Source organism: Pseudomonas sp. KUIN-1 (assembly GCF_009176725.1).
Taxonomy (GTDB): Bacteria; Pseudomonadota; Gammaproteobacteria; order Pseudomonadales; family Pseudomonadaceae; genus Aquipseudomonas; species Aquipseudomonas fragariae.
On the sequence record NZ_AP020337.1, the window covers coordinates 4,877,259 to 4,899,873 of the forward strand.

The following is a 22,615-nucleotide window of genomic DNA, read 5'->3' on the forward strand; positions in this document are numbered from 1 at the left end:
CAACCTGCGCACAGCTGCCACCCTAATTCGTTTGGCGACGAAGTGTGGCAGCTCCTCAACAATAGGAGTTTTGCCAGATGCCCAGCCTCAATCCGTTCAAAATTCGCGCCGCTGCCCAACGTGCAATGGCTCTCGCCGCTTTACACGCCAATTCCAGCCTCGCTACTCGCCTTGCCCGCTACAACGCTCACATGACCAAAGCACGCGCCCTGGAAACCGTAGGGGGTGCCCAATGAACAACGCCCTGAGTTTTTGCCTGCCCGAAGACCTGCTCTGTGTTAACCCAACAGCGGAAGCTGGTATTCCCATCGACGCCATCACCTGCGCCATCGACCGGGCCAACTCGGTGCTGTTGCTGCTTGAAGACCAGTTTGAAAACGACGGGCCGAGCCTGGCCAACCACGTCATCGCCGCCGCCCTTTGGGACGTGCGCGGCACGCTGGGTTTGATACGCACGCTGGCGCTTCATGCGGACGATCTGGGCCGCGGTCCTGCGCAAGGAGGTGGCCTGTGAGCGCATCCTTCCAAGGCAACACCACAGGGCACACCGCGTTTGCCAAATACAACGCCGGAAACAAACCGCTGTTTAGCGTCAATGCAGGCGTTTCCTGCGAAGAGGCGTTAGAACACGCCTCCGTGCTGACGGAATGCATCAACAAACTGACGCTCCAAGCGGGCATGAACGACGACAGCAGCGCGGCATGGGCTGCCCATTACCTCGGTGATATGGTCAAGGCCATCATTGATGACGTCACCACCAGCCTGCAGTTCTCGTCGGAGGAACGCCCATGAGCGCCTCCAGCACGAACAAGCGCCCTTCTTTCGCACAGGTAAAAACAGCCGCGCTGAACAACATCGATAAGGTACTGGCTCACTGGTTGCCCAACGGGAAGCGAGTGGACGGCGGCAAGGAGTACACCGCGCCAAACCCCACCCGAACGGACAAGCGTGCGGGCTCTCTGAAAATCAGTCTCAGCAAAGGCACCTGGTGTGACTTCGCGACCGGCGACAAGGGCGGAGATCTGATCGACCTTGTGCGCTATATCGACGGCGGCACCGACGTCGAGGCCTGTAACAAACTGGCAGATCTGCTTGGCGTATCTGCTGACTCCGCGCCCGCCAAACCCGCACCGGCCAAAAGCAAAGCCCCTGAGTGGATCGCCATTCAGCCGATCCCGGCCGAGGCGATGAACAAATGCCCGGTTAAACACCGGCAGCACGGCACACCGTCCAAGGTTTGGGTTTATCGCGATGATCAGGGTCAACCGCTCATGGCGTTGTACCGGTTCGACCTGGGCCTCGACGAAGACGGCAAACCGAAGAAAGTCTTCGCGCCGTTGACCTGGTGCAAACGCAGCGACGGCGAAACGACCCAATGGCGCTGGCAAGGGTTGCCCGAGCCTCGACCGCTTTTGCGCCGGGATGAACTGGCACTGCGCGCCGATGCGCCGGTGATCTTGTGCGAAGGCGAAAAGGCCGCAGATGCAGCCGCTGATTTGATGCCGAACTACGTGGCCACCTGCTGGCCGAACGGGTCCAACTCCTGGCATAAGGCAGACCTGACACCGCTAAAAGGTCGCGACGTGCTGTTGTGGCCAGACAACGACGACAGCGGCGCTACCTGCATGGACGCGGTCGCCCACAAGCTGAGCGAGATCGGCGCAGGCTCAGTGAGGCTCATTGCGTTGGATGTGTTCAAGCGCAAACCCACGATGAAAAACGAACGCGCCGTTTTCGCCAAAGGTGGCCAGTGGGACAACGGCGATGATGCCGCCGACGCTGCTGCCAAAGGCTGGACAACCGCCCATTTCGCGGAGCTGGAGCGCAATGGCGAGCTGTTTGCGTCGGTAGAAGAACCTTCCGCACCGGAGGAGCCCGAACCCACTCCGAAAGCGAAGGCAAAGCCAGCGGCCAAGCGTCCTGCGAAACCGAAAAACGACCTGATGCCCGGTGGCTTTCGACTGACACCAGAAGGTGTGTTTTACGCAGGCGACGATGGCGAATCGCGCCCGGTGTGTTCGCCTCTTGAAATCCTCGCCCGCACTCGCGATGACAAGGGCCACAACTGGGGCCTACTCGTGGAGTTCGACGACCCCGACGGTGCCAAGAAGCGCTGGAACATACCGGCGCGCACCATGACCGGCGATTTCGGTAAGGACGTACTCGGCCCATTGGTGGACATGGGCCTGCGCCTGGCTGGCAGCCGATCAGGCCGCAATGCACGCAACGACCTGCAGAGTTACCTCGGCGGTTTCGACAGCGCGCAACGGGCTCGATTGGTGACTCGCCTGGGCTGGCACGACAGCGCCTTTCTCCTACCGGAACAACAGGTGGGGCTACACAGCGAACACCTGCACTTCTATGAAGCCGGATCTCAGCTACCGCCGATCAGCGAAGCGGGCACGCTTGAGCAATGGCAAGAGCAGATCGGCGCGCTGTGCGTGGGCAACCATCGTCTGGCGTTTGTGGTCGGCGTGGCCCTCGCTGGCCCGCTGCTGCACATGCTGGGTCATGAGTCAGGCGGCTTTCACTTGTACGGTGACAGCTCGGGCGGCAAGACCACGCACCTGCAGGTCGCCGCATCGATCTACGGCGGACCTCGCCTGGTACGTTCGTGGCGCTCCACGGACAACGCACTGGAATCCATCGCTGCTGCGCACTCGGACGGGCTTCTGGTACTGGATGAGATCGGCATGTGCGATCCGCGCATCATCGGCGAGACGGTGTACATGCTCGGCAACGGCACCGGCAAGGCACGGGCTAATGATCGAGGCCAGGCAGGCCGACAGGTGCAGGAGTGGCGTTTGCTGTTCCTCTCCACCGGCGAGAAGACGCTGGCCCAGCACATGGCCGAAGCGAACAAGGAACTGAAAGCGGGCATGGAAGTACGCATGCTGGCCGTTCCAGCCGATGCCAGCAAAGGCCTCGGTATGTTCGATACGTTGAGCGGTTTTGAAGATGCGGCAGCACTGTCCGACGCGCTCAAAGCGCGAGTCGCGAAATACTACGGCACGCCACTTACCGCCTTTCTCACAGCGCTGTGTGAGCCCGACAAACGCCATGCTTGGTCCGCCATTCTACGCCGCACGCAGGAAGGCTTTATCGCCAAATCGTTACCCGCGTCGGCCAGCGGACAAGCTCACCGTGCCGCCGCTCGCTTTGGCCTCGCCGCCGCAGCGGGTGAGCTGGCCACCGCAATGGGGATAACAGGCTGGCCCGATGGCACCGCCACCACCGCTGCTCGGGTGTGCCTCAACGCATGGATGAACGAGCGTGGCGGCGTCGGTAACTTCGAGGGTGACGCAATCGTGTCGCGACTGCGCCAGGTCATCGAGCGCTTCGGCGAGAGCCGTTTTACCCGCTGGGAATCGGCAGCGGCAAAGATCGACGAACACGGTCCGCGCACCATCGACCGGCTGGGCTTTCGCAAGACGATGGAGCACGGCCTGGGCGACTCCCTGCACACCACCAACACGTATTACGTGCTGCCCGAGTCATGGCGCTCGGAGATATTCCGGGGCATGAACATCAATGCGGTGAACAAGGAGCTGCTGCAGCGCGGGGTCATTGAGCCGGGAAACGACGGCAAGGCATCGAGTCTGGTCCGCTTGCCCGGCCTAGGCACGCAACGTTGTTACATCGTGAAGACGATTCCGGGATTGGCTGAAAGCGAGGCTCGAGCTGCCTGAGTGCATCCCCGCTGATCGAGGTAGCGCCGGCTGATTCCCGGCCTCGCCAGCCACACAACCAACTCCCAATCGAATTGAACAGAGACCAGTCACATGAACGAGATCCAAGAACTGAAAGACCGCCGCGATCAACTGCTGAAAGAGGCTGATCGGTTGCATACCCAACTGCTGCCGTTTGAAGCCGCGCTGGAAAATGAGCAGTCCATTGGGACTGCCCAGGAACGCGAACTGCGCGATAAGTACAACGAGCTGAAAACGCGTTTCGATGCGCGCAAGCATGAAGCTGACATGTTGGATCGGAAGATCAATCGCCGCGAGACCCTCATCAACAGCCAGTCCCTGATGGCGGGTTACATCAAGGCCATGAACACCTGGAAAGCCGATGAGCAGGAGCTGAATGAAAAACGTCAGAGCCTCAGCATCCGTCTGGAACAGATCCAACAACAGGCGGTAGAGGACATGGCCAAAGCCCAGCAGGCGGAAACGGATGCGGCTACCGCATATGCACAGGCTGTCGCATGGGGCGACACCGAAGGTGAAAAGACCGCCAATGCCGATGCACAAAAAGCCGCAAAAAATCTGGCAACCGCCGCCGAGCATGATCGTCGGCAGGGGCTGATCATATCCGCGCTCAAGCAGGAGCTGGCCACGGTAGATCAATACATCGTCGAAGCACAGGAAAAGCACAGAGGCATAGAGCGCGACGCCCTGTGGCTTTCTCAAACAGTGCTAGAAGAGAAATGGAACGAGGCCGCTAAGACACTCTTCGATGTGGGCGGAAGGCTCTGGGCGAATTACAACCTGCTCGGCATTGATCAAGTGAGCTTGCTGAAGTTGGCCGTTCCACAAGCAGGCGAACGGGTCGGGAACTGGACGTGGCATGAACTATCCGACCGGGCGCGCAGATACAACGCGCAAGATCTGCTCCTGCTCAACGATATTTCGACACCTCAACAGGCTGTACTCGTGAGCCAACTGGAGCAACAAACGGATGAAAGCAGTGAACAACACGGCGCTGATGTCGTCGAGGTATGGCTGAAGAAATAAAGCCGCTTCACCTGAAAAAGGGCCCAGACGGGCCCTTTTTGGTGTAGACGCTTTGCTGGAAATACACAGTATTTCTAGCCCATCGCATCAAGAGAATGCTCCATAGGATGCGCGGCTCTATACCTATCTAGTCACAGTCTGCTCTCGGCCAGAAGCAGTCGGTCGCGATCAGAAAGGTTTGACGACAACGAGTCGCTCTCGCCCTCTGTCTCTACCCCATCCTGCCCAATTCCTGGCCGCAGGCTTGCAAGCTGAGCAATGAAGATTTAGAGAACACCAATGAGTGTGCTCATGTACACTCGTGAGCTTCGTAAGTAGTTTGAAACCGCCGCTGCGTGCAGCGGCCGTACGGATACCGCACCCATCATTTACAGGAGTTTGGAGTTGAACAACTTCTCGCAGAGAACGCGTGCGCGCGGGCGGAGCAGCCGCAAGAGATCGATTGTGGCTATCTCGCTGGTCGTTGTGGTCGCACTAGTGGTCGCTGCAGCGCTGGTTCAAAATCGCGGGCTACAGATTGATGCAAAGCGCAATGGAGTCGGCGTGAAACTTGATCCGGCGGAGCAACCGGCCCCCTCTATTGCCACCCACAACGCCGGCTCTCCCATCGTTACCGCACCTGACGCGAAGGTCGAGGTCCACGTCACCGGGCCAGCTAAATCGGCGCCTGCACAACCCCCTGTAAAGGACGGAATGTCCACCCACGGAGCGGCCTCGCCGATCGTTACCGGGCAAGGCGCTGTGGTTAAGTCCACAGTCGATACCCGGCCATGAGGGGGGTTAAACTTCGCCGTGCGGCGATGATGCTTTCGGTGCTGGTGATGCCTCCGCTGGCCTTGGCGCAGTCACCAAATATGCAGACCACGGGCCCATGCTCGTCCATCGTCACCGGTGCGGGCGCATCGGGGACAAGTTATTGCATCGGTATCACCAAAGAAGCGTTGGAACGCCTGACCAACATCACTGCCGCGAGCCAGGGCCGAAGGCTCTTTGTTGCAGAGGCTTGGCTTAGCCCGACTCCGATATTCGGACGACCCGGCGGTGACAAGCAATCTGTTAACGAGCAGGTTTTCTTGTCCGTGCGCGCGACGAACATCACGGCGGCGCCCATTGTCCTGACAGCAGCCAAGTGGGAGATATTGCAGGCGACAAATCTGTCCAAGGGCGGCGGCTCATTCGGCTCCAGGAACTTGCTGTGGCCTGCGCTTTCAGTGAACAAGCCAATCAAGATCGAGGCTGGAGAACAGGTCGACATCAAGTTCGGTGAAGGGTTGGAGCTGAATGGCATGGCCAGCCGCCTGCGTAAAAACCGTGACCTAGACAGTGCTTATACATTGCCTGTCGAACCGACACGGATCAACGGCGACAGATACACCAACTGGTTCGCCGAACAGATGGGGCTGCTGTACGGGACCGGGGCCAAGTTGCGACTCACGCTTTACGAGGGTGACTACAAGCCTATCGCCAGTCTGTCACTGCCACTCGCCCAGGGTGTGGACTTTTTCTATCATGGCGAGGCGGTGGACCAGAAAGGAAACGTGCAGTACGCGCCCCGCCTGGCGTACGACGCGTTCCTCGGCCAGTACCTCGAAATGCGGGCAAAAATGGAGCCTGGGTTTCGTATCAATACTCCGCCGACCAGGGTGATTGAGGTGACTCCAGATCCTAGCGTGTGGGGTAAGCAAAGGTATCGAGATCTGGGGGTTCAAGAGCAGCCGGAGGAGTGATGTTGCGCGCATCGTGGCAGTGCTCTGGAGCCCTCGTATAGCAGGCGGATCAATGCATCGTTTCTGAGCAAATCCCGGAACCCCAGCATGTGGTTGATCGAAAGTTGGCCACGCCTAGAAACGTGGAGCTTGTGGGTGCAGACCCCGTGCACGTTGCGCCGGTAGAAATGATGCCCTTCCGATAGATCACTGCCTCGAACATACCCCAACGCCAACAACAACTCGTCTCGCGCCAGCTCATTGTGATGCAATCCATCCTCAATGAGAGCATCGATCTCAGGCTTGGCCGCGAGCCCTGGAACAGCTGTGCTCCTGACGTGGTGGATGTCGTTAAGTTCATCGCCAAAGGCTGAGGCAATGAGTGACTTGTCTGCTGGAAGCAGTCGGGCCATTCAGGGTCATAGGGAAATCCTGATAGTTATCGCCACGTCCGTTCCTTGGAGGCAAATAGGTAATGCGCTGGGTTGTCCCTCAACAAAAGAGCGGCTGCTATCGGCCGTTTTCTGACTCTCACGGCGGGCAGAAAACGGCCAATTGCTGTCAATCACACCCGCAGAGTTATCACCCGGTAGCTACCACTTGCCACGGCGGGAGCCTACCGCTCGGCTCTTGCTTCAAGTAGGTCAGACAATCATTTGTCTATGGCCATCCAGCTAAAACTTCCTGTGTAAAGACTGCGCTTCGCGGCAAGATCCCGCTCGCCACGACATTTTCCAAGGTGGTCGTCGGATCGGCGACAAAGAACGTTAGTACCAGCCCCCGCTGGGCGCGAGTGCAGCAGACGTAAAGCAGTCGCAGCGTTCGGCTCCAAGTGTTTTCATCACCGCCTAGTGCTCGTGCACGATCTGCAGCACGGGCCTCAGCGCTCGCGAAGACACGTTCGTAGTTGTACGTTCGGTAGTCGCTTTCTTCCTCGTCCATCACCACCATGACGCGTTCGAACTGCGCTCCCTTCACACCGTGCTGTGTAGCATAGGGAGACCCTTCTGAGACATAGCGCTCATAGGGCCAAAGCTCTTGTGCCGAGCACTTGAAGAACTTTGCCATTGCCGCATCTGAGGATAGTCCTTCGGCCGGAACTGCATCAGCAGCCTCGGGCTCCTGGGCAGCGTCTGCAACATCCCTGACAAATCCGAGAACACGCGCATAGCGATCGTCGAACTCGAAAAGCCCCGTGTCACAGAGATGGAGTGCTATGTCACCAATGGTGGTCCCTGCCTCGTCCAGCATGGCGACAAGTCTAGACATAGCAGCGTGCAGCTCTCGCAATACAGCCGCGGCACGTCGGCCGGTAAGAGCCCCTGGCGCCAGACGCGGGCTGAACTTCCGGAGCAGGTTCATCGCCGCGAACTCGTTGCCGGCTTTCACGGCAGCAACGATCGGTAGCGCAAAACTTAGGAACGGTCGAACGGGCCAGCCGGTGCCATCCTGCATCCCCTGCTTCATGCCCTCCGATGTCTTATCGTTCAGCGCCGAGTAGATGCCACCGAAGCCGAGCCGGTTTGCGGCCATGCGGTGCACGATGACAAGAATCTTGAGCGCGATTTCTGGGGTCGTCCAACCCTCGTCGTTGTTCGTCACCGCGCTCCACGCCCGGATTCTCGCCAAGGCCTCAATTCGGTTCAGCGTGTTCGGCAGTACGAACATCCGGGCCGAGCCCTCCACCGGCTTGAGTTCTCCATCGACCCTTTCGTGCAGCCCGCGGACTTGCTCCATGCCGTCGCCCTGCGCGCGCACGGCGTTGGCAACGTCAAGGATCTGCTTCGCACAGCGAAAATTCTCTGGTTTCGTGATAGCCCGCCAATGGTCCTCAAGCGGGATGTCCCCCGACCCTCTCATGAAAATCGCCTGCATCGGGTCGCCAAAAAAACCGAGACAGAACTTGCGCCGCATCTGGGCTTCCACTTCCTTGAAGGACTTCACTACGCTCGGGAACGTGTCCTGACTCTCGTCAATGAACACAAACGGGAAGTTCAGCGCTACGACCCGTCGGAACAGCGGGCGATTTTGCAGCAGGAAATCGGCGAGCTGAAGGATGTCCTCGTGGCCGAGGACGCCGTTCCCGTAGTCACTGCCCACGCCGTAGTTGAAAGTCTTGACGCCAGCAATAGTCTCAAGGCTTCGGGCATAACGCTCTTGGTCAGCCTTGTTCCTGTCGCGTGTAGTCTGCCGGACACGCGAGCTGTAGTTCTTGAATTCTTCTTCCAGTTCGGTGATCCGCCTGCGGATGTCGTTCTGTAGCCAAACCTTAATGTCTGCCTGAAACGTCTTGGTAATAGACCAGTAGAAGCTGTGGATGGTCGAGACATGAACCAGCGGGTCGTCGTTGACATCCGCCAAGATTTCTTTGGCGGCGAGGTCCGTATATGTGATGCAGGCGACCTTCTGCTTCTTCGCCCGCATGCTGGCGCCGTGCTCTGAGATCACCCAGTCCAGCGCCTTGATAAGGGAGGTGGTCTTGCCGGAACCTGCACCGGCGCGGACCACGAACGGCTGCGGGGGGGTCTCGGCAATACACGCGTGGATCTCGCGGTCGGCGTCGGTGTCTGGGCTATCAATTCGTCTGCTCATATCGTCTGCCCCGCGCCTGCAATAACGGCGACAACACCGGCTGCAGTCGGCTCAATTGTCGCGACCTCGTTGGCAATAGCCGCGTCCGCCTCAATCTCGTGGGCCACTTTGGTTTCGAGCCAGGCTAAGCCCTCGGCGATGTACGTGGGGACTTTCCAGCAGTTGAGCGGCCCGCTTGCGAGGACCTCCAGCGCAAAGCGAGTCTTGTCGAAGTTCTTGCCGATCACCCTTTCGTGCAACTTCTCAGCCAGTTCTTCAGGGCTGTTTGGTGCGCGCTTCAGCTTGAGTCCGACCGAGCGGTTAGCCTCAGCCTGACACCAGTCGGAGTTCTCAAGACCGAAGGCCTCCTCAAGCGTGCGGCCGCAGAGCTGCGAGGTCGTGGCACCCACCGTCACCAAAACCTTGGTTTGATAGGCCACCCGAACCTCAGCGCTGGTCCCCTCGGCAAGCGACAGCGTTTTTTGCTCCGCCGTGACTTCCCAGAGTTCGGCAACCAACCGTTTCTTAGGGATCCAACTGATAAGGGTTTGGTTGGACGTGAACGCACCCTCCACGTGAGCATGGCAGGTGCTGCCACGCTTCTTGGACTTCTTCTTGCCGCCCGGTGCTGCTTCGTCGTCGTCTTCGAGCTCGAAGGCCTTCAGGTCGTCTTCCTCGTTATTTCCGTCGACGGCACCGGCTCCTGTATCTTGCTCGGCGGCATTCTCGGCATCCGTCTTGACCGCTACGCTGTCCAGATCCGTGATGACCAGCGTAGTAAGTCCAACGAAGGCAATCAATTCCTGGAACCGATGCGCGAACGCGCCACCGACTTCAAGGATGGTTAGGGCGGAGGAACGCAGGCGCTTGGCCGCCGTCTCGATCATGGCTGGCAATAGCAGGCGCTCGACATTGCCCTCCACCAGGATGACAGCATCGGAAAAGAAGAGATCGCAGTGTGTCAGTTTCAGATACCGCTGCAAGAATTCGCGCGCTGGAGCGTCGGCCGCGCACGTCTTGAAGAGCGAAAGATTCTTTACCTCGGTGTTATGATCCAACTGGTCGCTAACACGGCGAAAGTACCTAATGGGAGAGAAACCGCGCTCATAGAGAATGTGCGGGGAGTGCGTGGTGACAACGAGCTGCGTGTGGAAAAACGTTGCGTGATCGTTGGCATCCTCAAGGAGGCGCAAAACATTCCTGATGAAGACCTGCTGGATCTGAGCGTGCAGATGCGCCTCAGGCTCCTCGATGAAGACCAGATGCAGTGGCGCCCGCTTGTCTTCCTCGGCTTTCCACTGCTCGTGCAGGTCGAGGAGTTCAACCACCATATAGACTAGGTTCTTGAACCCCAGACCATTGTAGCTGTCGGGCAGTTGCGCGGTGATCGCACCAGGAACCACGTAGTGAACCTTGGAATCCTGCCCCAGGACGGTGGTCGGATCCAAGGCCGCCCGAATCACGATCTCGGGGTTGTTGACGCCTGGATAGCCGAGTTTGGCGAGGCGCTTGAGAGTGTCGTTGAAGACTTCCTTCAGGTGGAAGTTCAGTTCTTTCTCCGAGGTATCGAGCGCTTTGAGCGCTGCATGGTCGTCGCCACGTTTCTCCAGATTGCGGTGATAGAAACGGCTCAGACGCCGCGATAAGCTCTCGGCGCGGTCGGAGCCGCCAGCATCCGGGTCATCGAGGTGCCGCTGCGCGCGCAGGAAGTCCACCCTCACCAGAGACTTGAGAATCGCCGCGCCACCCGGCTCCTTGCCTAGGGGCAGCGGCGCATAATCAACTTCCTTTGGCTGATAGCCGACAAATGCGCGCTCATCGAGCACGTAGTAGCGGAACGTATATTCTTTGCTCAGTTCCTTGGTGAGGTACTTCGTCAGACTTTCCGGCCAGGGCTTGTACTCGCCGGGATCCGCTACCACCGCCGCCGCATTTTCCGCACCTGCGCCCGCGCCTACACTGCGTCTGGCCACCAGTGCGTTCGCAGCGTTGTTGGCCTTTTCATGCAGTTCGTGGAACTTCCGGATGAGTGCATGGGCGTCCTGAGGCTCGAACGCCACCCGGATCCCGACGCACTTACCGTCCCACTCCGTGCTCGGAAGAAGCGACATTGCAGTGGCGAGGTCGTCTTCACCGACGCGGAACCAGAGATCCAAAAGAATGGACGGCAACTGCTTGGGCGCGTCCTCATCGCCTGGAGGCGTCCTGCCGATGGCGTCGATCTCGGCCCACAACGCCGCGCTGAAGTCGAAGAGTTCGAACTTCTTCGCTTCGCCACGGAGCATCGAGTACAGGCCTTGTACGGCAGACGTCTTGCCGCTGTTGTTGGCGCCAACGAAGATGGAAATCTCATCGTCAAGCTCAATGACGGCGTCGCGCAGTCGGCGATAGTTCTGCAGCCGATATGCTTGTAGCTTCATGATCACCTCTTCCTAAGTGTGGCCGGGACAACTTGGTGCTGAGCACACAGGCCGGCTGCTTTCCTTTGAGCGTTCGTGAATCTAACAGCATCTATGTGCGGATGCCGAGAGCAGACTTATATAGCGCACGCCATGCTAAACCTCCAGTCAGCACATCAACGTCGCAATAACGACGACCTTACCCATACATACATCACTTCACGTATCGTAGCAGAGGCGATTTTGATGCCATGCCAATCAAGAAGAAGTAGGAGACAATGATGAAAAGCAACGAGTTACCAACAGAAATGTCTTGCGAGGTCGACCTTACGCTGACCTATGGTATTGCCCCTGGTCTCGGCCGTCGGGCGAGGTACTCGGCCCAGCCGATTTTGATCTGTCGAGAACTAGCCAAAAAAACGAGCGTCCAGGTGGCTAACTTAGGTGTGGATTTGCTGAAATCGCCTGCTATCAGTCATGCGCAAATTATTCTACCAGACGGAACATTGCTGTCTGGAGCTGTAACCAAAATCAGCCCCTGCGGCACCTACTTTGAGATGATTGAGGATAAGGGTGTGAATCGCCCCTAGTTTCGTAGACGCCATCAAGCTTCAAGGAAGGGTTGCTAATTTTGCGTAACTGTCCGCTTTTGGCCGATAGCAGTCGCCTCACTGGCCGCCGCCCTTTCCCCACAAGGGCCGGTTTTGGGCTCGCATTGTTAACCAACCAGACCTAAAGGCCGTCAATCGACAGACCAGAACAACTCCAGCCTTGAGTAGTCATTCCTTGATCTGCTTGCCATCTCGATTGTAACAGTCATGTCATAGCTACCGTCCTCCACAACAAGCTCAACCAGATCACTTTGTAAGTCTTCCTTCAAGCAATCGATCAAATTACAGGCGATTAGGACAGCGTGGTCGGACGCAGTTTCTTTCGTATAATCCCCAAGGGCGCCCTGAAAAAATCGAGCTAGATCGTTGATAATTTGTCCCGTGAACTCGCAATACCCAGTCGGACGGTCGCTATGCAAAGCATCTCGCATATCCCCTTTTAGGTAGCGATGCGCTTGCCTGTAGGCATACTGGTAGCGAAACAATAAACCGCCCTCGGGATAAGCGAGGCTCGATGAACCCGCCATTTCTTCAAGGAAGCGGACCGTTCGTTTTGAAAGCATTTTCCCCACCGTTCTAACTTGGACCGTTCGCGTTGCTGAGTGCTCATAGGCATGGCATGAGGAGCAGAATAACCTTGCCGGAAATGTAACGGTGGCGAAAAGCAGCCATTGGCCGCTAACGGCCATTGTACACGGTTGCCCGTACGGCACAGAGGCAGCGGCAGTGTTACACAGCTCCGTATTGTTACATCACATACATAGAAATCCTTGGCGAAGTGTTACAGCTATTTTATCCTTATTTTTCATATACTTAATAAATACCGCTACACCTGAAACACCAGTTACACCGCATTTGAAGGGTCTGTCCCCCGCCCCCCTATGAAGTGAGCCCCATCAGCGAATGGAATCCGGTAAAAGCCGGGGGACCCTGAGGACTTCCGCTGCATACGGGGCAGGGAACCCGCGCATCTTGAATAGCCGACGTTTTCACAGCTTAGTGAACTGGTGAACCCGGTGAACTCACCCAATCGGGTGGTGAACCCAGATGTTCATTCCATCAGCTACTGGTCTGCTGCTGTAAACCCGTCAACTGTCAACCAACGTCAACCGATCAGCAGCTACCAAAGCCACGCGGGTTTCCAGCCCCGTATCAAAGGCCTTCCTTCAGGGTCCCCAGCCCAAGGTTGGTTGTCAGCGAAAGGAAGCTGCAATGCGCAAGCGCAAACGCCGAAGTAGCATCTAGAAACTCTTCGACCTTGGCTGCACGACTGCGTACACGTGCCACCCATTCGCTTGTGACCTTTCGGTAGGCTCTTTCTCGCTCCTCCTTCCAACCAAGACCCTTCGGGTCTCTAGACAGCGTGTGGGTTAAATAAATACGGTCGATTGCCTGGTCCGAGAAGCGCTGATGGTGATGCACAGAATTCCTAGCTCTCAGTTCCTGATCGAACTCCTTGTCGAACAGCTTTATGTACCTGCCTACGTCTACCTTATTGTTTGACACCGAAGCGTCTAGGGCATTGAGGTAGTTCTTGAGCCGCTCCCTAAACTCATAGAATCGGCCAAAGTACATTTCGCATACGTTCGTTAGGTGATCCGAATGGCTGACAGGCAAACCGCGAAAGGGATACCGTCGGAAGTAATACTCACAGTCGCGCAGTACCTGGATCGTCTGATGAAGGCCCAAGTATTGATAGACGACTGCGTATTGCCCATCCACCTCTGGAGGAAAATTGAAATCTTCGAGCGGCTCGCGCTCCTCGTCTGACAGCCATTCATCGTCAAACAGCACCCTGTCAAGTTTTTTGCGGTTCCACTCTCTCCAGCCTGGGTAGCTATCGAGTCTACGAATCCATTCGTAGACTGCTTCCAGCATTAATTTGTTGTTCGGCCACGGCTCGGTCGAAATTGTACTCACCGGATCAGCCATCTAATCAATTCCCCAGCTCCGCTTATCATTGACGTTATGTACGTCAATTTAGCCGTTTCTTTTGACATTGGCAGACGCAGCGTCGAGCACCCTGTATCCCTGCATGTATCCCCAGAAACTTACAACCCGGCCTACCCCTTTAAATACGGACACCTTGCCGCCCGGTTCAAACGACCCCGGCCCACCAAATTGCAAATGAAGACGCCCTAGGGCGTCTTTTTTGTGTCTGTAATCCAGAAAAATACAGGGGTTTCGACGCTTTTGGAGTCCTATTGGTATTGACGCTCCAACTGGTATTCCAGCGCATCTACGCGAGCTTTTGGAAGCGCACGGGCAAGCGACCAGCACCGCGAATGATGACCTAATAAGCACCGGTGTGCAGCGATGCCATGAAAACCGGGTCACTCATACGACTCCCCAAAGGACCCGCCCCTTTGCAGACGGGTCCAGCCAGGGAGACTATAAAGAGCGGATCGTGTAGTTGATGTGCAAAATGATATCGTTCAGGCTTTCCAGCAGCGCCTTCTGTTTCGTTTCGGCCTGCGGGAAGCTGATTATCATGCTGCCCTCCCTGATATCTGCCCCTTCAAACGGTAACCAACGTGGGTCATTAAAGTCGGGTTGAAACTGACCGCTGTCATTCACTCCTCGCGAAATTGCCATGTTGTCGCAACCCGGCGGTAAAACGTTCCCCCCGCCGGTGTAATTGAGTACCGCCTGAATATCCTGGTAAGGCCCCAACAAGGCGGGCAGTGATACGCTGACCTGTTTGATTCGGCGCTGATCTCCCAGCCCGCCGGGGTAGTCATCAACTATATTCAGATCTGCCAGTGTAATTGAAGCCGTTAACGCGCCGCTTTCGTCCAGCCTGACACGCTCGGCGCTGCCCTCTGGGGGCGTATCCCCGTTCAGCAACGCCGACACCGCTGCTGACAGTTCAAATTGATCGGTTTCTGCCAATGTGCTGCGGTAAAAATCAGCCAGCGAAACTGTCCGTGTGATTTCAAGGGCGCGTTTAGACCACTTCATCCGGGCAGTTTCCAATTGCGCCAGATTGAGCATGAGCCCTTCCCCGCAAGTAAGTCCGGCCCAGGTACCCTGCCAGCCACCACCGCGAATGTAGGTATCGCTCTTGCCACTCTCCCAGTGCCACGCCTTTTCGGCCATCAGGCAGCGCGACACCGCCAGGTCGTAAAACTGGAAGTAAATGGTTGCCAAACGACCACGCAGCCAGCTGTAAAGAGCGCTATTACTAAACTTGGTCTGCAGGAAGTCTAACTGCGCCTGTGCTTGTCCTTGTTGCATCTCCAGGTGCGCTTTCTGCAGTTCAGTAGACTCGCGGCGCACCTCGAGCGATGCTAGCTGGGCCTCTATCTGCTGGATCTCGCCCTCTGCATTGTTGCGCTGGATCTCCCACTCCTGGCGCCGGCGACGGTACATCTCTTCCTGAGCGATGCGTAAACTCGTTATCATCAATACATCGGACGCCATCGTAATACCAATGCCGACCGCATTGCCTATACCTTCGTACTTCATACCGCCATTGGCGAGCCCGAAGATATTTGGCGCCAGGCCTGAAGCAGCTGCGGTCATATGCGCAACCTTTGCTCCAGCCGCAATCGATTGTGAAGCTACTTGCGTATCCATTGACAAACGTTCGCGAGCATTAATGTTTTCATCATACATGCGGGAGTAACTGTCGAATCGCTTCTGTGCACTGTCTTTGGCTTTAGAAAGAACTGCTTTTTCAGCCTCCAGCTCTCTGAGCGTGCCTTCTTGTACCTGGATAGTGCTAGCCATCAACTCAGCGCCTTGATTTTGCAACAAGGCGTTCAGCGACTCTGCATCCTGACGTTCAAGCACACCCAGAACAGCATTACCGAACTGTATGAGCTGGAACACCAAACCACGAGCACTGTCGAGCATCGGCTCGAAGCGCCACAGAGGGAGAGATGTGACGGGGAGATCTGACCCGCCACTACTCTCCGCCGCCACGGCAGCGTTGAGCAGGGCCTTTGGATCAGCCGGCTTGGCGAATAGCGGCAACAGCAGCGGCTGACCGTCCAGCGCCAGGTTATGCCGCAAGTTGTACATCCGTTGGCACAACGTTAGCCAGTAGCCCTGCATGACCTCGTTGATTTCCGGCAGGAACAAGGCACTCGCTGCAGCCGTTTTTGTCGATGCCATCGACTTAAGGGTTTCGACTCGCCCGTCGCGCAGCAAGCTCAATACGGTCAAGTGTTGCTCAGCCAACGCCTCAGAGGATGCCTCGCCTAGCGACGGCTCAGTCCATAGCACATTGGCGCGGATGTAGGGCTGTTCACCCAGCAGGTTCAGAGCCTGGCTGTACCAGACTTTCGCCTCAGCGAGCGTGTCGCGCTCAAGTTTACGGTAAGCAGAATCACCGCGGGCAATGAGCAGGTCCAACGCCCGCATGAAGGTAGCGACCTTATAGTGCATAGGGTCGTTTTGCGCCACTGCGTCAGGATCTACAGCTTTGAGTGGGGCGTCGTTCCAACTGGTGTCCTCTTGAAGCGGGCGCACGTTCCAGTTACGGTCGACATGCTGACCGCGAACAACATAACCTGATGGACTCCATACATAGCGCAACCATTGATCGGCCAACGTGAACTGTTGCTCTTGCAGGAAGCGTTGCGCTGCCATCATGGGGGTGTAGTAGAACAGCTCCCAGAAGTAGAGCGCGTTGGCGCCTGAGAAGTCCATCGATATGCTCCGATTACTGTCAACCGAAACACTATGGGCAACGTCTGGGAGAGGCATTGCAGTCGTAGGCCTGGTCACAGTCGCCGCCCCATTACCGGGCGTATACGAAAACATAATACTTCGACCAATCGCACCTGTATTATCGTTCCCCTTGTACTGCACTCGCAGATGGATAGCTTGACCTTGCTGCCATCCGTTGTCGGGATAGGGAACAAATAATCTTAAGGGTGTCGTGCTCGTCGCACTGAGGTTACCTGCCCACGCTAAATAACTATCTGACACCTCAAAAAAATATGAAAAGTATATGTTCACCCAGCTCTCATCTCCGTGAGCCTCAGAGTCGTAGACGGGTAGATTGATATTAGTAAAAAAACCTGCCCCCAATTGAGGCTCCTGAATCTCTTGCGTCTCGTAGGTAAGAATAGTGTCGATACCTGCAGCAGACCTTTCCACTAACTGGCGTGCAAACAGTGTATTGAGGCGGGTGCGATAAGCATCGACCTCCATATACTGAGCCTTTTCAGGGGTGCTTTTTATTTTGATAATGTTTTTTGAGTCAGATGCATTTCGAGTGATGGGAACAATCCACTGTATACGATCATCACCGTCAACCCCACCAATGCTGAAGCTGAACGCCACATCATAAGAGGGAAGGACACCCCATTCTTTACTAATCGACACATTGCTAACATCAAAGTCAAAAACCATTCCACTTACATCAAAGGGAGGAAGAGCACTCACATAATCTCCGGCCAAAAAAGCCTGAGGTCCGTTGACATCAAAAACATTTAATTGAAGAAGATCGAAAGAAAAAGGGTAAAAAGGATTTGCCATCCACTGAGGCGGCGTATCAAATTGATAACTACCCGTAACAAGTTGTATCATTACAGTAAATCCTGCGGGACTCGGACAAAGCATCGAATCAGGATACGGATCATTGTAAACCGCAAGCACAAACGTCACAGCACTCACAGCATCTTCACGCACTAACAACCTGGCATGTGCATCACCGTAGTACACCCATACAGAAAGAGGAACTCCCCATGTTAAAATAGTACTCAGCGCTAAATATATCTTTCCTCCCTGCCTGACGAACCATATCTTGCCGTCGTCAGAGCTCAGGGCGCGAAGAAAGGGTGTTTCAGCGAACGAACTATAGTATTCATACAGCAGCCTTAACGGGTTGGGAATTCTCGGCACCAGCGTAATCCGCTTACGTATGGAAATTTTCGCGACAGCCTCAGATCCATTGACATCGAGCGTATAACTTCCATAACTGACTGAGATATCATAATTCCGTTCATATAATCCATGAACTGACTCGCCTCCTAAACTCAATCCGTGAGTGTATTTATTATTGACAACGTTGCCTTCAGTGGGATCAAGCTCATACTTCATAGACGAAAGAAAAGTTTCAGCAGAGCTTTGTCTTTGATCCGATGCCATGTCTTCATAAATGTAGACTAAACGCATATCCGCTTGAACTGGCAGTTGATCCGCATAACTATCTGCTTTTCTATAGAGCAGCACTGCCATCGTTGTTTCTGCGTCAAAACTCGTGCAATAAATCCCTGGTGGCTTACCGCCAGCCGCAAAGCCATTTTCTTCCTCGGTCACATCAATTATTTTCGGTGACGTCCAGTTGCCGTCGTAACGTAGATAGGAAATATTGATGGCGTAATCAAACATCTTCGAATCACCCGGCGAGCCGTCCGCCTTAGGTGGAGTGACATCTTTTCGCTCTAACCAGCAGAGATAAAGGCGCGATTTGTAAATCACCGGCCGGATGCAATCCCCCCACGGCTGTGCGGCACACTCAATCTTGCGCCAGTCAGTCCAGGCGTTCGCCGCTAATTGCCCGTCCTCACTGCGCCGGCCTTCGTCCGCGCTGCGCCAGTAGAATTCACGCACTTCGCTCTGGTTCGTACCGATGAAGTAGGTCTTCCCTTCATGAACGTCAAGGTTATCGTGATAGCCACTGATCACCCTGAGGTTGGCCACTTCCTCAAAACTGTTGAGGTAGGTGTTAAAGGCGTCCCCTACCGTATCGGTATTGAGTTGCGCCTGCCCCAACGTTTGCAGCATCGTATTCATCATGCCGCTCTGGCCCAGACGCACCGTGGGATCGACATAGTTTTCCGGGTAGTAGACCAACTTCGCCGCGCCAGCCCAGGTGCTGTAGCGCTGGTTATACCGTTCCCAGTCGGTAAAGAATTGCCCCGTGACTGCCGCCTTATCTACGGTACCTTGTGACTCGGCGGCACTTAAGGTCCGCTGTATAAATGTCTGTACGCTCACGATGGCTTCAGCCACGCGAGAGGTCATTACCTGTGGCCCGTTGAGGTTGTCTAACAGTAGATATTGATAGAGCCCTTCACGCGAATTATTTGCCAACTGGGCAGTCATCCCGGACTTGAGCAGATAGCCACACAGGGCGGCGCTCAGTCCGGAGGCCAAAGCGGCCTCCATGCCTTTGGTCTCGTAGGGTGTCAGCCCTGCCGTGAACGCATCCGCAACGCGCACCCAGTCGTCCCATGGCGGCTGGTTACCTGCGGTATAGTTCAGCGCAAGAAGCTGCCCGATATTCACGGGTGTCACACCAAAGGTGGTGCTCAACGCCGCCCACTGCAGCACGACGTCGATCTCCGACCAGGCACTGAGTTTCGTTTCTGAAGCTGCTTGAGTATTAGCATAGGCTTGCCTGGTAGCCTGCTCGAACCTTGTCGCATCATCATTCAGCGCCCTTGCAAGATCAGCCGGAGTGAGGGTGTCGGCCACAAAGGCTGCCAGCACGGCAGACGCTCCATCACCCAGGCTTTTTAGCCAGGCACTGAAGTTGCAAAGCGCTTGTACCGTTGCCAAAGCACGCGGCAACACCGCAACCTCTGGTGCAGGACCCAAGAGCCGGGCAGGACCCAAGAGCCGGGCAGGACTGGCTACAAACAATGAAAAGGCTTGAGGATTGATACCTGTGGCGTGATAAATCAACGCCAATTGCGCTAGTCCGTAGCAAAACGCAACGACGCTATCATCGTCGGTCTCCGCCCCGTCCCAGAATTGATCCACGGTCCACTCAGCTGGCTGGAGGCCATTGGCCCAAGCAAGAACCGACTCAGCCACTGGGGCGGACGGTAGCGCTAAAGACGAAACCAAAACGGGTGCTAGAAGGGCGATACGCTTTTCCAAGGTATCGGCGTCAGGATGAGCACTTATCACACCCTTAAGCTCTTCCAACAGCGCCGAAATTTCGGTGGTAGCCGCCTGCGTAAATGTCGGGCGCGTTAACAACTCAAGGTCGGCCACGGACAGTTTTCGCGAGTTCAGCCATTGCGTCAGGCTGTCGACCTTTTGCAACCAGCCTGACCATAGCTGAGTACTTTCCAGTTCAGAGGTGAGCCTAGGCAAGCCAGCAACCTTCAATAATTGTTCTAGCTCCGTCACACTTAACGCGTGGAGTTGGGCCCAGCGGCTCAGGGCATACATCGCTGACAAATTTTTGAGATTAAGAGTCAATACGCCTGAAGAGGCGGCGTTGTCAAAAATCCTGAGCAAGGCAAACAGCCCCACGTCGTCAACGTTAAGCGCACGCTTCAAAATAGCTTTTTCAACAGTGTTGTCGGTAGCGTTCGTCGGCAGCAGGTTTATTGAGGTCGTTGAGGGTGCGAACGTCTCGCCATTTAGCGGCGGGCTATTAAATACCTGATCAAACAGACTTTGATTATCGTCATAACTGTTGTTGGACAGTAGTCCTCCGCAGAGAACCAAGGCTTCTTCAGGCTCAACGCCATAGCGCTGTACGCATCGCTGAACCTGAAACAGTAACTGCAAAGTCTCATCGGTGATATTAACAGGATTAACGCTATTGACAATGACTTCCAAGCTTTTAGGATGCAGACCCGTGGCACGCCACAGGCGTATGGCCTTATTCAATTTAAGCATGTAAAACTGGAACGAATCAATAATATTTACATTATAACTTACGACCCCACCCACATAGGAGCCGTTATAATGATAACGCCGCAGGGACATTGTAAGTTCACCCTGCAGAAGCTCCGAAGCCTGAATTCTTACCGTATACGATTGCCCAGGAACAAAATCCCCCCAATCCTGGTTTTCTCCATATATGATAGCGTCTGCAGTATCAACTCTCACCCGAAAAATATCATAACCAGGCTGAGCATCACTAAAACTGAATTTCAACAACCACGTTCCGTCCGCCTGAGGCAGTAACCAAGCGTAGTTTAACGTATTCGTAGGATGTCCGCTTTGTAGACGATAAATCTTATCCCCTATCCTGGTCACCAATAAATTGTTGATGTATTCTTCAGCCCCCTCCTCCCCATTGGCATAATCTGTTGAAAATAGCGCCACTTCCTCATCACTAAGTCCGTAATAACGACGCAGACTCTGTGGCGTGATCAACGTCTCCGGATCAATAGTGCCGAAGTTTCTGGCGTATAACTCATCAGCGCTTCCCGCCGTTACTTCCTCCGTCAATATAGCGTACACCTCAGGGGAAATATCAAACGCCATTCCCGCCATGGTGGCCCCGGAAAACAAACCCGTTACTCGAGGGTTAGCCGCCAACTGTTTAAACTTGGGATCCTTCTGTATCTGACTCTGACGCAAACGGGCATGGGGGTGATGATACGGTGTCGAGCCACTGAGTCGATACGTAGACAGCCATTCCAATACCGACCCCTGACCCTCTGCCGTTACATCCAGCTTCAGCGACTCTCCAGCCAGGGTCATCAGCACCTCGTTCGAGAGCGAGAGCGCAGAAACCTCCTTGTTCATATTGCTTTGACTGAGTGATAACCCCTTCAGGTCGGGCCGGCGCTTGTCAATGTGATAAGGCGACTCTTCCGGGTACAGGCCGCGAGCATTCCGGTAGAGAGCCGAAAGGTAGGCCGCCGGGGAGAACATCGATGACACAGAGCCTGGCAAGGTATAGCTACTGGCGCGATGACCAAACTGCTCTTCATAATCACGTAGCGATGCGTCCGGAGGGTTGATGCCCAAACGCACTGCGTTTTTCAGCAATGGAGAGGAGCGAGCCAGCAAGCATTTCTCGTAAATTAGCGCCGCCTCTCGCTCGTCACGGGCTGATTCATACAGCTCATCGACCTCACAGAATGATAAACCACTCGTCGATAGTTTGTTACGAAAGGCTGCGGGGGATATCAACGCCTGTGCAGCCAATGAATCCAGCCCCGCACGCGCTGACAAGCGTTTTATTCTGGACAATCTATTAAGACCCATGGAAATATCCTTATAATTAAATTCGCACACATGGCTGTGTTTGGGGCTATGAAAGCACTGTCACAATTACAGTCGGAAATACATCGCCACCTCTCAGAGTGAGGGGCCTGGCGCTCAAGTGTTGTTCATGATAATTGAGCGTAGCCATGAACTAATCTTTAGCAACGCGAACAAATTAAATTCATGATGACCGGTTGAAACCGGACGCTCGTCTTTTAGGCGAGAATGCTTTAGGCGAGCAGGTTTATAGATCGATATAGCTGACGACGTTGCGCTTATTCCAGTGTGCTGTTTTCTAAATAACTCACTTTACGTCTAAGGTTTCAAGCGTCTCACGTCTGCGTGGGATTTTATTCAACGTCTCCTGTCCCTTTGCGTTGCAAAACTTATCGGATTGGCTGAGCATTTCGTAACACTGTCAACCTCGGACAAATACAGATCCTGGGTGGAAAAAGATTATTTACCTGGCCCGCGTCGATGGAATTCCAGTGGCAACAGGGCTGACCCACCTCAAGAGCAGGGAGATAGGCAATCTTCGTATTGCCCGCATTCATGGGCCAGGGCGGAAGCGCCCATGCGGTCTACATCTGACCATCGGGCTACGTCTGGCTGCGCAAGCAACTGTAGACCAGACCGGCCGCTGCCCTGCCCTGCCCTGCCCCTCATTCAACAAA

13 protein-coding genes and 1 pseudogene are annotated in these 22,615 nt (G+C 55.4%); 8 read left to right on the forward strand and 6 right to left on the reverse strand.

Annotated elements, in window-relative coordinates; all coding sequences use genetic code 11:
- The first annotated feature begins 77 nt into the window (after nt 1-77).
- The 7 genes from KUIN1_RS27745 to KUIN1_RS21975 all read left to right on the forward strand — a co-directional run bounded on the left by KUIN1_RS27745 (nt 78) and on the right by KUIN1_RS21975 (nt 6,463).
- Nucleotides 78-236, forward strand: coding sequence for a hypothetical protein (locus KUIN1_RS27745; protein WP_172980071.1), 159 nt, complete (start codon nt 78-80; stop codon nt 234-236).
- Nucleotides 233-514 (forward strand): hypothetical protein, encoded by a 282-nt coding sequence (locus tag KUIN1_RS21945; RefSeq protein ID WP_152092291.1) that lies wholly within the window; start codon nt 233-235, stop codon nt 512-514. The genes KUIN1_RS27745 and KUIN1_RS21945 overlap by 4 nt, the downstream gene beginning before the upstream one ends.
- Entirely contained in the window at nt 511-792 is a 282-nt protein-coding gene (locus tag KUIN1_RS21950) for a DUF3077 domain-containing protein (RefSeq protein WP_152092292.1), read from the forward strand. The genes KUIN1_RS21945 and KUIN1_RS21950 overlap by 4 nt, the downstream gene beginning before the upstream one ends.
- A complete protein-coding gene (locus KUIN1_RS21955; RefSeq protein WP_152092293.1) occupies nt 789-3,689 on the forward strand; it encodes a DUF927 domain-containing protein in 2,901 nt (966 codons plus the stop codon). Before KUIN1_RS21950 ends, KUIN1_RS21955 begins: the two co-directional genes overlap by 4 nt.
- 93 nt (nt 3,690-3,782) lie before the next feature.
- Nucleotides 3,783-4,736 carry a chromosome segregation protein SMC gene (locus KUIN1_RS21960; RefSeq protein ID WP_172980072.1) on the forward strand — a complete coding sequence of 318 codons (954 nt, stop codon included), beginning with the start codon at nt 3,783-3,785 and terminating at the stop codon, nt 4,734-4,736.
- A 384-nt stretch (nt 4,737-5,120) separates the two neighbouring features.
- Nucleotides 5,121-5,510, forward strand: coding sequence for a hypothetical protein (locus KUIN1_RS21970; RefSeq protein WP_152092295.1), 390 nt, complete (start codon nt 5,121-5,123; stop codon nt 5,508-5,510).
- A 26-nt stretch (nt 5,511-5,536) separates the two neighbouring features.
- Nucleotides 5,537-6,463, forward strand: coding sequence for a hypothetical protein (locus KUIN1_RS21975; protein WP_232059980.1), 927 nt, complete (start codon nt 5,537-5,539; stop codon nt 6,461-6,463).
- 32 nt (nt 6,464-6,495) lie between these two features.
- Here KUIN1_RS21975 and KUIN1_RS21980 read toward each other — a convergent pair.
- The 3 genes and pseudogenes from KUIN1_RS21980 to KUIN1_RS21990 all read right to left on the reverse strand — a co-directional run.
- A pseudogene (locus KUIN1_RS21980) lies at nt 6,496-6,869 on the reverse strand (GrpB family protein); the annotation flags it as partial.
- 233 nt (nt 6,870-7,102) lie between these two features.
- A complete protein-coding gene (locus KUIN1_RS21985; RefSeq protein WP_152092297.1) occupies nt 7,103-9,034 on the reverse strand; it encodes a UvrD-helicase domain-containing protein in 1,932 nt (643 codons plus the stop codon).
- Nucleotides 9,031-11,433 carry an AAA family ATPase gene (locus tag KUIN1_RS21990; RefSeq protein ID WP_152092298.1) on the reverse strand — a complete coding sequence of 801 codons (2,403 nt, stop codon included), beginning with the start codon at nt 11,431-11,433 and terminating at the stop codon, nt 9,031-9,033. Before KUIN1_RS21990 ends, KUIN1_RS21985 begins: the two co-directional genes overlap by 4 nt.
- A 257-nt stretch (nt 11,434-11,690) precedes the next feature.
- Here KUIN1_RS21990 and KUIN1_RS21995 point away from each other — a divergent pair, with 257 nt between their 5' ends.
- Complete coding sequence (locus tag KUIN1_RS21995) at nt 11,691-12,002, forward strand: hypothetical protein (protein ID WP_172980073.1); 312 nt, start codon at nt 11,691-11,693, stop codon at nt 12,000-12,002.
- A 152-nt stretch (nt 12,003-12,154) separates the two neighbouring features.
- Here KUIN1_RS21995 and KUIN1_RS22000 read toward each other — a convergent pair whose 3' ends face one another.
- The 3 genes from KUIN1_RS22000 to KUIN1_RS22010 form a co-directional block, all read right to left on the reverse strand.
- A complete protein-coding gene (locus KUIN1_RS22000; protein WP_060400354.1) occupies nt 12,155-12,586 on the reverse strand; it encodes a hypothetical protein in 432 nt (143 codons plus the stop codon).
- A 589-nt stretch (nt 12,587-13,175) separates the two neighbouring features.
- The gene (locus tag KUIN1_RS22005; protein ID WP_083553794.1) at nt 13,176-13,955 is read right to left on the reverse strand and encodes a hypothetical protein; all 780 of its coding nucleotides are present in this window, start codon (nt 13,953-13,955) and stop codon (nt 13,176-13,178) included.
- Nucleotides 13,956-14,414: 459 nt separating this feature from the next.
- Nucleotides 14,415-21,941, reverse strand: coding sequence for a neuraminidase-like domain-containing protein (locus KUIN1_RS22010; RefSeq protein WP_152092300.1), 7,527 nt, complete (start codon nt 21,939-21,941; stop codon nt 14,415-14,417).
- Nucleotides 21,942-22,615: the final 674 nt, after the last annotated feature.

Excerpts from the sequence above, each read along its gene's own strand:
- KUIN1_RS27745 (WP_172980071.1), top strand. The coding sequence starts at position 78 with ATGCCCAGCCTCAATCCGTTCAAAATTCGCGCCGCTGCCCAACGTGCA.
- KUIN1_RS21945 (WP_152092291.1), top strand. The coding sequence starts at position 233 with ATGAACAACGCCCTGAGTTTTTGCCTGCCCGAAGACCTGCTCTGTGTT.
- KUIN1_RS21955 (WP_152092293.1), top strand. The coding sequence starts at position 789 with ATGAGCGCCTCCAGCACGAACAAGCGCCCTTCTTTCGCACAGGTAAAA.
- KUIN1_RS21960 (WP_172980072.1), top strand. The coding sequence starts at position 3,783 with ATGAACGAGATCCAAGAACTGAAAGACCGCCGCGATCAACTGCTGAAA.
- KUIN1_RS21975 (WP_232059980.1), top strand. The coding sequence starts at position 5,537 with ATGATGCTTTCGGTGCTGGTGATGCCTCCGCTGGCCTTGGCGCAGTCA.
- KUIN1_RS21985 (WP_152092297.1), bottom strand. The coding sequence starts at position 9,034 with ATGAGCAGACGAATTGATAGCCCAGACACCGACGCCGACCGCGAGATC.
- KUIN1_RS21990 (WP_152092298.1), bottom strand. The coding sequence starts at position 11,433 with ATGAAGCTACAAGCATATCGGCTGCAGAACTATCGCCGACTGCGCGAC.
- KUIN1_RS21995 (WP_172980073.1), top strand. The coding sequence starts at position 11,691 with ATGATGAAAAGCAACGAGTTACCAACAGAAATGTCTTGCGAGGTCGAC.
- KUIN1_RS22000 (WP_060400354.1), bottom strand. The coding sequence starts at position 12,586 with ATGCTTTCAAAACGAACGGTCCGCTTCCTTGAAGAAATGGCGGGTTCA.
- KUIN1_RS22005 (WP_083553794.1), bottom strand. The coding sequence starts at position 13,955 with ATGGCTGATCCGGTGAGTACAATTTCGACCGAGCCGTGGCCGAACAAC.
- KUIN1_RS22010 (WP_152092300.1), bottom strand. The coding sequence starts at position 21,941 with ATGGGTCTTAATAGATTGTCCAGAATAAAACGCTTGTCAGCGCGTGCG.